The organism is Acetohalobium arabaticum DSM 5501 (assembly GCF_000144695.1).
Lineage (GTDB): Bacteria > Bacillota > Halanaerobiia > Halobacteroidales > Acetohalobiaceae > Acetohalobium > Acetohalobium arabaticum.
Genome location: NC_014378.1, coordinates 1,990,151 through 2,002,391 on the forward strand (window position 1 = coordinate 1,990,151; position 12,241 = coordinate 2,002,391).

14 protein-coding genes and 2 other annotated features are annotated in these 12,241 nt (G+C 38.7%); of the genes, 2 read left to right on the forward strand and 12 right to left on the reverse strand.

Annotated elements, in window-relative coordinates:
* Positions 1 to 27 precede the first annotated feature (27 nt).
* Complete coding sequence (locus acear_RS09695) at positions 28 to 873, reverse strand: DUF4349 domain-containing protein (RefSeq protein WP_013278838.1); 846 nt, start codon at positions 871 to 873, stop codon at positions 28 to 30.
* A gap of 200 nt (positions 874 to 1,073) precedes the next feature.
* On the opposite strand from acear_RS09695, the gene acear_RS09700 reads away from it, so the two are divergent.
* Positions 1,074 to 1,274, forward strand: coding sequence for a cold-shock protein (locus acear_RS09700; RefSeq protein ID WP_013278839.1), 201 nt, complete (start codon positions 1,074 to 1,076; stop codon positions 1,272 to 1,274).
* A gap of 54 nt (positions 1,275 to 1,328) precedes the next feature.
* Complete coding sequence (locus acear_RS09705; protein ID WP_041667343.1) at positions 1,329 to 1,532, forward strand: cold-shock protein; 204 nt, start codon at positions 1,329 to 1,331, stop codon at positions 1,530 to 1,532.
* A 129-nt stretch (positions 1,533 to 1,661) separates the two neighbouring features.
* Here the strand turns inward: acear_RS09705 and acear_RS09710 are convergent, their stop codons facing one another.
* The 11 genes from acear_RS09710 to bioB form a co-directional block, all read right to left on the reverse strand.
* Complete coding sequence (locus acear_RS09710) at positions 1,662 to 2,237, reverse strand: indolepyruvate oxidoreductase subunit beta (RefSeq protein WP_013278841.1); 576 nt, start codon at positions 2,235 to 2,237, stop codon at positions 1,662 to 1,664.
* Positions 2,230 to 3,987, reverse strand: coding sequence for an indolepyruvate ferredoxin oxidoreductase subunit alpha (gene iorA / locus acear_RS09715; RefSeq protein WP_013278842.1), 1,758 nt, complete (start codon positions 3,985 to 3,987; stop codon positions 2,230 to 2,232). Before iorA ends, acear_RS09710 begins: the two co-directional genes overlap by 8 nt.
* 218 nt (positions 3,988 to 4,205) lie before the next feature.
* Complete coding sequence (locus tag acear_RS09720; protein WP_013278843.1) at positions 4,206 to 4,709, reverse strand: flavin reductase family protein; 504 nt, start codon at positions 4,707 to 4,709, stop codon at positions 4,206 to 4,208.
* An 11-nt stretch (positions 4,710 to 4,720) separates the two neighbouring features.
* A complete protein-coding gene (gene dmpI, locus acear_RS09725; RefSeq protein WP_013278844.1) occupies positions 4,721 to 4,912 on the reverse strand; it encodes a 4-oxalocrotonate tautomerase DmpI in 192 nt (63 codons plus the stop codon).
* An 89-nt stretch (positions 4,913 to 5,001) separates the two neighbouring features.
* Entirely contained in the window at positions 5,002 to 5,460 is a 459-nt protein-coding gene (gene trmL / locus acear_RS09730; protein ID WP_013278845.1) for a tRNA (uridine(34)/cytosine(34)/5-carboxymethylaminomethyluridine(34)-2'-O)-methyltransferase TrmL, read from the reverse strand.
* A gap of 27 nt (positions 5,461 to 5,487) precedes the next feature.
* Positions 5,488 to 5,943 (reverse strand): 2-thiouracil desulfurase family protein, encoded by a 456-nt coding sequence (locus acear_RS09735; RefSeq protein WP_013278846.1) that lies wholly within the window; start codon positions 5,941 to 5,943, stop codon positions 5,488 to 5,490.
* Positions 5,944 to 5,963: 20 nt separating this feature from the next.
* Positions 5,964 to 6,809, reverse strand: coding sequence for an MTAP family purine nucleoside phosphorylase (locus acear_RS09740; protein WP_013278847.1), 846 nt, complete (start codon positions 6,807 to 6,809; stop codon positions 5,964 to 5,966).
* Positions 6,810 to 6,909: 100 nt separating this feature from the next.
* Positions 6,910 to 7,728, reverse strand: coding sequence for a 3-deoxy-7-phosphoheptulonate synthase (gene aroF, locus acear_RS09745; protein WP_013278848.1), 819 nt, complete (start codon positions 7,726 to 7,728; stop codon positions 6,910 to 6,912).
* Positions 7,729 to 7,775: 47 nt separating this feature from the next.
* Positions 7,776 to 8,018 (reverse strand) — a binding site (T-box leader).
* 113 nt (positions 8,019 to 8,131) lie between these two features.
* Positions 8,132 to 8,389 (reverse strand) — a binding site (T-box leader).
* A gap of 47 nt (positions 8,390 to 8,436) precedes the next feature.
* Entirely contained in the window at positions 8,437 to 9,792 is a 1,356-nt protein-coding gene (gene bioA / locus acear_RS09750) for an adenosylmethionine--8-amino-7-oxononanoate transaminase (RefSeq protein ID WP_013278849.1), read from the reverse strand.
* Between the two features lie 23 nt (positions 9,793 to 9,815).
* On the reverse strand, positions 9,816 to 10,538 hold the full coding sequence (gene bioD / locus acear_RS09755) for a dethiobiotin synthase (protein WP_013278850.1): 723 nt from the start codon (positions 10,536 to 10,538) through the stop codon (positions 9,816 to 9,818).
* Positions 10,539 to 10,562: 24 nt separating this feature from the next.
* Complete coding sequence (bioB, locus tag acear_RS09760; protein WP_013278851.1) at positions 10,563 to 11,543, reverse strand: biotin synthase BioB; 981 nt, start codon at positions 11,541 to 11,543, stop codon at positions 10,563 to 10,565.
* Positions 11,544 to 12,241 lie beyond the last annotated feature (698 nt).

The following is a 12,241-nucleotide window of genomic DNA, read 5'->3' on the forward strand; positions in this document are numbered from 1 at the left end:
CAAAATGAAAACCAGAGTTAAATATAATTATTTTCTTTTAACTTTAAAAATAAAATAACCTACCATTAATATTAAAAATAAAAATAAAAGCCACGGTAACAGAGCCCCTATCAAGATAATAATTAAGTTAATGCTCTTTACAAAACCTCTTACTGCATCTTTAAAACTATTAATAATCTGCCAGTTACTTCCTATTATTGGTGACGGCTGCACAATTTGAACATTAATCGTTGCTAAATCAACCCGATTATCATAATACTTTAACTGGCCCTCGAGCTGCTCAATCTCGGTTCTAACTCGGTTTAATTCCTTTTCTATTTTAAGTATATCTTCCACATCTTTTGCTTGGTCTAACAATTCTAAATATCTTTCTTCCTGGGCTTTAAAGTTACTCAACCGAGCCTTGAGATCAATATATTCTCTAGTTACATCCCGTCCGGTAAACCGTTCATCCTTAAGCTTACCTAAATCTTTAAGCCCAGCAATTGCTGAATCAAAATTCTGCTGAGGAATACGTAAAGTATAGCGGTAATACTTCTTCTGATTATTATTCTGCCACTGATGGGAATCTATAATATATCCATTATACTTCTTAACTAATTCTTGAACTTCTTCATAAGCTTCTGCCAAATCATTCCGTTCCAGATTAAGATTAGCCTCTTTAATTATCTTTCTATCTTTCCCTGTAGACTGTAATTCTTCCTCAGTTAATAATTCTTTTCCCTTTTCTTTAGTTTGGACTGGCCTTTTTAATGACTGAGGTTCTACTGAATCTTGTAGTCCAATAGAAGGTGCTCGACAGGAAGTGGTGACCAGTACAATTAATAAAATTCCTAGCAGAATAATCAAACCTTTACATTTTAAAATTCTCATCTAAAAACTCCCCCATGTATATAAACTTTAATTTTATTATATCATAACTTATAAAGAATGGGTATTCTATATAGGCATTACTGTTATTTTCCAATCAGCTTCTTAATAAAAAAATTGCTCATATTTTTGACAAACTGATCATAATATGTTAAAGTTATAGTTGTACTAAAATTATAAGAGAAATAGGAGGAATTAGCTTTATGGCAACAGGAACAGTAAAATGGTTTGATTCTAACAAAGGTTATGGATTTATTGAACGACCAGAGGAAGACGATGTATTCGTTCACTTCTCTGCTATCCAGGACGATGGTTTCAAAGACTTAGAAGAAGGCGAAGAAGTAGAATTTGAAGTAGTTGAAGGCGACAAAGGACTACAAGCTGAAAACGTAGTCAAGCTGTAATTAACTAAATCTATGTAGTATAACATAGATGAACAAAAATAGGAGGAATAATTTATAATGGAAACAGGAACAGTAAAATGGTTTGATTCTAATAAGGGTTATGGATTTATTGAACGACCAGAGGAAGACGATGTATTCGTTCACTTCTCTGCTATTCAGGAAGATGGTTTCAAAGACTTAGAAGAAGGCGAAGAAGTGGAATTTAACATAGTTGAAGGTGACAAAGGCCTACAAGCTGAAGACGTAGTTAAGCTGTAATTAGATCTATATCAGCCTAATATAGATAAAAAGGACTTCCGTTAACGGAAGTCCTTTTTTTATTTAAAAATAAAAGGTACCACCATAACTGGCAGCACCTAATTAATAGTTAATTATCCAGCACAAAGATTAATATTCATTTCCAGCATTAAAAGCCTTTAAATTAAGATCTACTGTTTTAGGTGGAACGCTTTCTTTAACTACTTTCTTAAATACTTCCTGCGATATCTCTGAAAAATTAGTGAACTGTCCAATTAGAACAGTATTAACTACTTTTTGATTTCCTAAATCTGTAGCAATATCCAAAGCATCAATGCTTATTATTTCATAGCCTGTCTCCTCTAACCTATCCATAATATTAGCTGGATACTCTGCTTCACCGATAGCTACCGGCAACGGATCTATTCGCTGTGTATTGGTTATAATCTTGCCGTCTGATTTCAAGTAATTAGCCCATCTTAAAGCTTCAAGCGGTTCAAAAGCCAGTAAAAGATCGGCCTCTCCCTTGGCAATCAACGGTGAATAAACCTTTTCCCCATAGGTTACATTACTGACTACACTGCCGCCTCGCTGGGCCATGCCGTGAACTTCTGACTTTTTGACATCAAAACCTTCTTCTAAAGCTGCCTGAGAAATAATCTCACTAGCCAACAGTACTCCCTGACCGCCGACACCGGTTAACATAATATTAGTAGTCTTACTCATCACTACCACCATCCCTTACGATAGCATCAAAGACACAGATTTCTGTACAAACACCACAGCCGGTACATAAATAATCATTAATCTTAGCCTCACCCTCTTCTTTAACTAAAGCCGGACAGCCAATATCAAGACACTGTCCACAGTCCTGACATTTATCGGAATCTACAGTATACGGAGCCTTGCGTTCAACACTGTCCAATAGAACACAGGACCTTTGGGCTACAACTACAGAAATTTCATCCTTCTCTAATTCCTCAGTAATAACTTTTTTGGTCTCTCCAAGGTCATAAGGGTCAACTGTTCTTACATTTTCAACTCCTAAAGCTTTATTCAGCTCAACTAAATCAACTTCGACTGTATCTTCGCCCATTAAGGTCTTACCAGTAACAGGATTCTCTTGATGGCCTGTCATAGCAGTAATCCGATTATCCAAAATTACAATAGTAGAAGCACCCTTATTATACATAATATCGATTAAGCCTGTAATTCCAGAATGCATATAGGTTGAATCACCGATAACCCCTACTACGTCTCCTTTAATCTTATCGCCTAAAGCTAACTCCAGACCAAAGGCATTACCAATACTGGCCCCCATACAGACTAATGTATCCATAGCCGACAGCGGCGGTACTACTCCCAGGGCATAACAGCCGATATCACCAGTAACTGTTACCCCTAACTTATTTAAGCTATAGAAGACACCGCGGTGGGGGCAGCCAGGACAGAGTGCAGGAGGTCTAGGAGGCAGTTCTTTGCTTTCTTCTACTATAGTATCCTCTACTTTTTCTTCAATAAACGACTCTCTAATTACTTTAGTATTCAATTCATAAGTAAGCGGCAGTTTATCCTTACCAGTTACTTCAATCCCCATGGCCTTAATCTGATTTTCTAAGAATGGATCCAGCTCTTCGATTACATAAAGTTTATCAACCTGCTTAGCAAACTTTTTTATCTTCTTTTCCGGCAACGGATAAGTAATTCCTAACTTCAAGAATGAAGCCTCAGGAAATACTTCTTTAGCATGATTATAGGTTACTCCACTGGTAATAATACCAAGCTCTTGATTCTGCCCTTCAACTCTATTTAATGGTGAAGTTTCAGCATAGTCACCAACTCTATTCAGCCTTTCCTCTATTTTAGGATGGCGCTTGTATGCATTAGCCGGTACCATCACAAATTTATCAGGATCTTTTTCAAACTCCTCAGGAACTGAGTATTCCTCTCTCCCACCTGGTTCAACTACTGTTTTAGCATGTGAAATTCGAGTGGTAGTTCGTAAAATTACCGGAGTATCGAACTCTTCACTGATATCTAAAGCATAGCCAACAAAGTCTTTAGCCTCCTGACTATCAGCCGGTTCTAACATAGGTACTTTAGCAAACCGAGCATAATGACGGTTATCCTGTTCATTCTGAGAGCTATGCATGCTGGGATCATCAGCTGAAACTACTACTAATCCTCCTCTAATTCCGGTATAGGAAAGAGTCATAAACGGATCAGCAGCCACATTCAATCCGACATGCTTCATTGCTACTAAAGATCTAACCCCTCCAAAAGCTGCGCCAATAGCTACTTCCATCGAAACCTTCTCATTTGGCGACCACTGACAGTGGATATCATCTTTATACTGGACTATATTCTCGAGTATCTCTGTACTGGGAGTGCCGGGATAAGCTGTAGCTACTTTTACTCCTGCTTCATAAGCTCCCCGAGCAACAGCTTCATTACCTGATAAGAGCACTTTCTCCATAACTAATTCCTCCTCAATTCTATATTATTACTAGTATAATATCTGTTATTGGAAATTTCAATAATTAAATAATATGTCAACATCTATACCAATATAATAAATTATCACTTATCTCCAACTCCACTTCTCCTTGCTGATAAAGTAAACTAAGGTAAGCTTGAGCAATAGTCTTAATGAAAAAACCTGCCCTGAATCAGCTCAAGGCAGGAAGAGATTAGCTACTCCGTCAGATAAGATTTTACAATCTCTCCAAAGTAAAGAGTATGGTAATCATCCTCTGGATACCACTCTGCTTGATAATCAGCATCCAGATTATCTTCATCCATTACCTGTGTAAACTTAATCTTACATTCATAATGCAGATCACAGCCGCCGATAACAGGAGTCTCAACTACCTGACCGGAAAGAGCTGTTAGACTACATTCAATAAATTTATCATAATTTCTACCGGATTTAGTACCGCAGAAGTTTAATTCTTCTCTCATATCACTCTCTAAAGGAATACTTACTGTAAATTCATCCGTTTTTTCTATTAATTCAAAAGTATGACGAGAATGTCTTACTAAAACAGTAAAGAAAGGCTTACCCCAGATATAACCTACATTTGCCCAGCCGATAGTCATAGTATTTAACTCTCCACCGGCTTTGACAGTCAGAAAGGCTCCTTTGGAAATAGCATCTAAAGCCTCAGTCAGATACTGGTTATACTCAACTTCCTGCACTTTCATCCCTCCTAATCTTTCTTCTTCTCAGACAGCAATTCACCGCCGACACCTACATTCTCACTTTCTGTTTCCTTTAACATAACTATAAACTTCTCCTCTGGAAACCCAATAACTTCACTAGCACTTTCTGTAAAAGACTTAACTAACTCTTTTTTCTGCTCCTTGGTTAATTCAGGTCCTTCTAAAGTAATGATCGGCATTAATTTCACCTCCAGAATAATTATTAATCCTTCTGCAAGTAAATAATAACATATTCTACTATAGAAAGCCAGAATTACAAATCCACTTATTAAACTAAATTATCAAATCCATTCTGCCGCAGAGCCTCATAAAGAATAATGGATACTGAATTGGCTAAATTCAAGGCTCGAACCTCTTTAAGCATCGGAATTCTAATACAGTTCTCTTTATATCGCTCAGTAATCTCCTCAGGAAGTCCTGCTGTCTCTTGACCAAAGACTAAAAAATCATCACTTTTATACTCTATTTCTGTATAAAATTTAGATGCAAACTTGGTAGCAAAATAGAAGTTATGATCACTATACTTCTCTTCTAACTCTCTAAAACTATCATAATAATTAACATCCACCTTATCCCAGTAATCTAGCCCGGCCCGTCTGACTGCTTTTTCATCTGTAGAAAATCCAAGCGGTCTAATCAAGTGCAGTGACGCTCCGGTACAAGCACAGGTACGGGCAATATTGCCTGTGTTCGGTGGAATCTCAGGCTGATAAAGTACTATATTCACTAGTCTATCCCTCCCAACTGACCAACATCACAGCAATTTACCTATTTCATCCTCATTATAGACTTTAATTCCATTCCTTTTAAATAAAGCTGTAGTTACTCCATCTCCATCTTTTAGGTCACCACTAAAATCTCCAGTATAAATCCTTCCTTTTCCGCAAGAAGGGCTGCGTGATTTTAAAACTACTGCAGTAATACCATTCATCCTTACCTGTTGTAGAGACTGATAGGCGCCTTCAATGAATTCATTGGTTACATCTCTACCCTGTTTATCTACAACTTGTGCTCTACCATCTAAAACATCATGTCCATCACCGTTCTTAATCTCTGCTGGAGGCCGTGGAGTAGGCAGCTGCCCAAGCTCTTCTGGACAGATAGGAATTACTGGCTTGATTTCTGTAAGCTTTAATACTTGCTTATCTTCATTATCCCCCCCATTATACTTACAGTCACAGCCTAATAAACAGGAACTAACTGCTAACATCCTCATTCTCCTCTCAAGAATTATTCTCCGCAGTTTTCTTCTTTAATCAAGGTAGGCTTTCTAAGTTCACTACAATTACAGTCTTGATCAATATCTATTTTACGTAAAGCCTCCAGTAAAATATTCCCGATTACTTCTCCTTCATTATGGAACAGCTCCTTCAGTTCATCATGGCTCCAGTCCTTAACTACTCCTTCAGCATAATTAACTACCAGATAAACTCCAGCATAACAGGCGCCGATCTCGCGGGCCAGATATACTTCTGGACAGAGCGTCTGCCCAATAACATCCCCGCCGGCCTGTTTATACATCTCAACCTCGGCAGGACTCTCAAAATGTCGTCCATCAGTAACTACATAATTGCTCCGCCTAAAAGCACGGCCGATAGGATTATCCTGAGCACCTTCATAGAGAACCTGATGAAGCTCAGGACAGATTGCCTGGCGCATCATTAATAGATACCCCTGATTTAAGTCTACATCCCTGCGCATGGACTGGTCTATATAATCAGTCGGTACTACTATATCTCTCGGCTCCAGTAGATGATTGATGGCTCCTACTCCACCTTCAGCCATTACCCTTTTAACTCCAGCCTGCATAAAGACCCAGAATACCTGTTTAGATGCCTCAGCCCTACTTAAGTCTTCCTGCCACTTGCGCCAGCCGTGCATTTTGCAGGTCAAGACCCTCTTCTCTCCTACAGTAAATAATTTAAACTCTGGACTATCACCGTAGGGAGTAGAAAAAATCAACCCCTTACCTACTACCTCGATATCATCTCCGTCTAAATCCTCAGGAAAATCAAGTGCATAAGTGCTGGAACCACCGATAACTCCAAAATTAGCTTCAGGAATCTCATCATTCATTATTATCTATCACCTCTATTCTATATTGGCTTTAGCTTATCCTGTTATCTTACAATATATTATTATTCTAGATTTTCTTGTTCCTTCCTTTAAAAATTAGTTAAACAGCTAATCTTTTATCTACAGCCTGAGCAACTCGATTCAGTTCATCAACTAATTGGGAAAAATCATCGAGAGTTAACGACTGCTGCCCATCACAGAGAGCCTCTTCTGGATTAGGATGCATCTCTACCATGATACCGTCGGCTCCAGCACTGATTCCTGCTTTAGCCATCGGACTGACTAAATTTCTTTGACCGGTACCGTGGCTGGGATCTATAATCACCGGTATATTTAATTTATCCTTAATCAGGGCAATTCCATTCAGATCCAAAGTGTTTCGAGTTGCAGTCTCAAAAGTTCTAATCCCCCGCTCACAGAGAATAACATTATCATTGCCGTGAGAAATAACATATTCGGCTGCCATTAACCACTCTTTAATAGTAGCTGCATAACCTCGCTTCAACATTACTGGTGTATCCACTTCTCCTAATTTCTTCAACAGACCATAATTCTGCATATTTCGAGATCCGATCTGTAGAATATCAGTATAAGAATTGACTAATTCAATATCATCTGAGTACAATAATTCAGTAACTATCTTAAGACCTGTTCTCTCTCTAGCTTCAGCCAGATACTCTAGTCCTTCTTCTCCTAATCCCTGGAAGCTATAAGGAGAAGTCCGCGGTTTGAAAGCACCGCCTCTCAAGATCTGTCCGCCTTCTTTAGCTACATGGTCTGCTGCTGTAAGCAGCTGCTCTCTACTCTCTACTGCACAGGGGCCAGCCATAATTGCCAAGTCTTCGCCGCCAATCTTTACATCTCCAACCTCTACAACTTCCTTATGATCCGACACATCCAATTCAGTTAACATTTTCATTTTATTCACCCCTAATTATTAATTACAAAAGACCTATCCTGCTGCCCGATTAGGACGCAACAAGATAGGTCTTATTTCGCGGTACCACCTAATTAGATTATACTACAGCCAGTAGCATAATCCACTCAGTTTAATTAACGGCTTAACTGCCGGTAGAACTTACTAAAGTTTAGCCCTACAGCTCCAGAGCGAAATTTCAATCAAAGTTCTGTTGAAGATGCTTGCAGCCGAGGACATCTTCTCTCTTAGAAACTTTCCTTTAATCTACTTAACTCTTTCGCAGCTTTTGATTATATTTAGCTTTGAAGAAAAATTAACAAACCTCTCCTGCTTATCATTCGTACGACGTCATGTTTCACTACAATAATTTCCTAGCTAAATCAAAAAAACTCTCCGTCTCTGTTTCAGAAACGAAGAGTTTGGTTTCGTGTTACCATTCTGATTGGTCAACTGCTATAGTTAACCCGCTCTTATAGGATACGGAGTAAAACTACTCTTATATCCCTTCCCTAGATAACGGAGGATTTCCGGCTTAGCCTACTTATTCTTCAGCCAGCAACTCCAGAGGGAACTTCAATCTTAAACTTCAAGCTAAGCTCTCACCGTCCTTAGCTCGCTGTCGTTTCGCCTAAGATCTACTTTCCTCTTTCAACGCTATTGAAACTTATATGATGTTGTTAAATATTGTAACAGAAGAATCGGACTCTGTCAAGAGGTAATCTCTTTAATTGATTCATAAATTATCTCTAACATATCCAGCAACTGCTGTTCTGTACTACAGAGCGGCGGCATAAAGACTACTATATTTCCTAAAGGACGAATAATCATTCCTTTTTCTCTAGCTTTCATAGCAACTTTAACTCCCATTTTCTCTTTCCAGTCATAGGGTTCTTTAGTTTCTTTATCTTCAATTAATTCAATCCCTATCATTAATCCCTTCTGGCGAATATCGCCGACATGGTCTAACTCTCTAAATTCGGCTAACTTATCAGCTGCTATTTTTATTTTAGGAGGCATCTTCTCAATAATCTTTTCTTCTTTAAATAATTCTATATTGGCTACTGAAACTGCTGCTGCCAGAGGATTTCCGGTATAGGAATGGCCGTGGAAGAAGGTTTTCTGGGTTTCATAATCATCATAGAAAGCATCATAGATCTCATCTGTAGTTAATGTAGCTGAAATAGGTAGATAACCTCCGCTAATTCCTTTAGCTACTGTCATAATATCCGGCCTTACATCTTCATGTTCACAGGCAAACATCTTACCTGTTCGCCCAAAGCCAGCGGCTACTTCATCAGCCAACAGCAGAATATTATACTCAGAACATAATTCCCGCACCTTGGCTAAATAGCCATCAGGTGCTACAATCATTCCCCCGGCTCCCTGAACCAGCGGTTCAATTACCATAGCTGCTACTTCATGATGATGCTCCTGCATCATACTTTCTAATTCTTTTATACAGCTGAAGTTACAACTCTCCTTTTCCTCATCAAAGGGACAGCGGTAACAGTACGGAGATGGAGCTTTTAAACTATCGAATAAGAGAGGTTTATAGATCTCATGGAAGAGATCTACTCCACCGACGCTGACTGAACCAACTGTATCACCGTGATAAGCATTGGTTAGAGTTATAAATTTATCCTTAGCCCCGAAATCATGGTCTATTTGCTGCCAATACTGGAAGGCCATCTTCAGCCCTATCTCTACAGCAGTAGAACCGCTGTCGGAATAGAATACTTTATTTAAACCCTCTGGGGTTAACTCTACTAACTTTTCAGCCAGCTCAATTGCCGGCTTATTGCTCAAGCCCAACATAGTAGAATGGGCTATCCTGTCCAACTGGTCAATAACTGCTTCATCCAGCTCTTCTTTCTGATGGCCATGGACATTCAACCAAATAGAAGAAACGCCGTCATAATATTCATTACCCTCTGTATCATACAGCTTAATTCCTTCACCGCGTTCGATAATTAGTTGATCATCCTCAACCCATTCCTTCATCTGAGTAAAAGGATGCCAGAGATACTCCTTATCTTTCTCTAACAGCGATAATTCATCTTCCATCTCAATTCCTCCTTATGTAATCTCTAGTCTAAATACTCAATTACTGGTTCTAAATCAACATTCTCAATTATCAACTTTCCTAAATCAACCTCTTCAGGATCATCACCTATCGCTTCTCGATAAGGAACAATCCCCAGAACCGGTATATCAACTAACTCTTCAATTAATTCTGGATTTGTCTCTTCAGCAAGACCGGCTTCCTCTTCTTTTAAACCGTTGATAATAACTCCGATAATTTCAAGCCCCAACTGTCGAGCTACCTTAACTGTCAAGACTGTATGGTTAATCGTTCCTAGATTCGGCCGAGCTACCACAACAACTGGCAGTGAAAAGAGCTTAATTAAGTCAGGAATTAAGAAATTCTCAGCCAGCGGAACCATCAATCCTCCAGCCCCTTCAACAATTAAGGACTGATACTGCTGCTGGAGGCTGTTATAAGCAGATTCTACCTCATCAATATCTACCTCTACTCCTTCTACCTCGGCTGCCACACTGGGAGCTAACGGCGGCTTAAGCCGCACGGGATTCATTAAATCATAACCATCAGCAACCAGCTCTGTAGTCTTTAATAGAAATTCTAAATCTGGAGCTAATAGCCGACCATTACTTTCTACTGCACCGCTCTGAAAGGGCTTCATTGCTCCTATATTATAGCCCTGCTGCTGTAAAGCTGCTACTAAACCGGCAGTTACTACTGTCTTTCCGATGCCGGTATCTGTTCCAGTAATAAAGATTCCAGCTTCCACTCTATCGCCTCCAATTCTGTCTCTTTACATCAAACCTAAATCTTTGACCATCTGAATATCCTTCTCTACTCCCTGGCCTTCGGTGGTTAAGTACTGATCAACTAACAATCCATTAACGCCGGCTACCAAACCTAGCGGCTGTAAACTCCTTAGATTATCTTCCCGCCCTCCAGCATATCTAATCATCTTATCCGGCAGAATAAAGCGGAAGATAGCAGTTGTTTGTAGAATCTCCAGCGGCGGTAGAGAATCACTATATTCCAGTGGTGTGCCCTCAACAGGATTCAAGATATTAATTGGAACTGAATCTACATCCAGATTTTTTAACTTAAAGGCCAGTTCAATTCTATCTCTAAAGCTCTCACCTAAACCGATAATTCCGCCGCAGCAGACCTCTAATCCGGCTGCTTTAACATTCTTAACAGTTGTTACCCGTTCACTATAATCATGGGTACTGCAAATTTCAGGAAAGTAATTAGCCGAAGTTTCTAAGTTATGATGGTACCGTTCTAAACCGGCTTCTGCCAACAATTTAGCCCGCTTAATACTTAACTTCCCTAATGAAGCACAGATCTTCAATCCAGTCTCTTCAGTCAACTCTTTAACGGCTTCTAATATCCTCTGAAATTCTTCTTCACTCAATATCTCTTTACCGCTAGTTACGATTCCAAAATGATCAGCACCTTTATCCTCCATCTCTTGGGCTCTACTGATAATCTCTGCTTTTGAAAGCAGTGAATATTCTTCAACATTTGTATCATAATAAGCAGACTGCGCACAGAACTTACAGTCCTCTGAACAGCTGCCTGATTTAGCATTCACAATAGAACAGAGGTCCACTTCTTTATCTCCTATAAACTCCTCTGTTATTCTGCGGGCCAGCATAATTAACTGCCAAACTTCCTCGCTATTTAGCTGACTTAATTCTTCAGCTTCAGCAGCTGTTACCTCTTCTCCATTTATGACCCGGTTATATATTTCTTTAATCCGATCCATCTTTTCCATCTTTAGCCCTCCTATTTGTTAACTATATTATAATTAAATGTTAACAATGAAGATAAAAAATAATACCTGTTAGATAACTATTAGTTATTATATACAGAATAACCCATTATGTCAACCAGTAATATATTTTAGTTAACAAAGGGCAGAATAGACTATCGGCCATTCTCTATAAATTTAACTTTACTACTTTTAAAAGAATATTGATATATTGTTGCAGTTTAGAGTTGATATCTTGCAAACGCTCCGAAAATCAGCCCTGATTAATTAGTAATAAATTAACCTTAGAGCTACTGTTTGAATACCCTACTTTATATGTTAGCTATTTTCTCTTTTGGACTGCTTTAAAGTCGCTTTTTGCAAGATATCAACTAAATTGTGCAAAATTATCTGAGGAAAGCGTTAAAACCCAAACCAATGAAATTTCTGTTCTGTAATACCGCAAATAGTCAATATATGTTTACAGCCACTCCTATTAGTGATAACCATAGTAATATATTTTATTAGCAATATTCAATATGTGTTTATAGTGACTCTCATTGGTGATAATAATTTATTACAAATAGTCAACATTTCTCTGAAGCGACTCTTAAAACTGATTCGGAACCATGGAGGCTGTAGAGAAACTGATTTTAGCTCTTTGTCTTTAAATCAGAGCTTTAATATTATCTCTTGGCTCAGTAAGTTCATCCCATAGCCAG

Excerpts from the sequence above, each read along its gene's own strand:
- acear_RS09695 (WP_013278838.1), bottom strand. The coding sequence starts at position 873 with ATGAGAATTTTAAAATGTAAAGGTTTGATTATTCTGCTAGGAATTTTA.
- acear_RS09700 (WP_013278839.1), top strand. The coding sequence starts at position 1,074 with ATGGCAACAGGAACAGTAAAATGGTTTGATTCTAACAAAGGTTATGGA.
- acear_RS09710 (WP_013278841.1), bottom strand. The coding sequence starts at position 2,237 with ATGAGTAAGACTACTAATATTATGTTAACCGGTGTCGGCGGTCAGGGA.
- iorA (WP_013278842.1), bottom strand. The coding sequence starts at position 3,987 with ATGGAGAAAGTGCTCTTATCAGGTAATGAAGCTGTTGCTCGGGGAGCT.
- dmpI (WP_013278844.1), bottom strand. The coding sequence starts at position 4,912 with ATGCCGATCATTACTTTAGAAGGACCTGAATTAACCAAGGAGCAGAAA.
- acear_RS09735 (WP_013278846.1), bottom strand. The coding sequence starts at position 5,943 with ATGTTAGCAGTTAGTTCCTGTTTATTAGGCTGTGACTGTAAGTATAAT.
- acear_RS09740 (WP_013278847.1), bottom strand. The coding sequence starts at position 6,809 with ATGAATGATGAGATTCCTGAAGCTAATTTTGGAGTTATCGGTGGTTCC.
- aroF (WP_013278848.1), bottom strand. The coding sequence starts at position 7,728 with ATGAAAATGTTAACTGAATTGGATGTGTCGGATCATAAGGAAGTTGTA.
- bioA (WP_013278849.1), bottom strand. The coding sequence starts at position 9,792 with ATGGAAGATGAATTATCGCTGTTAGAGAAAGATAAGGAGTATCTCTGG.
- bioB (WP_013278851.1), bottom strand. The coding sequence starts at position 11,543 with ATGGAAAAGATGGATCGGATTAAAGAAATATATAACCGGGTCATAAAT.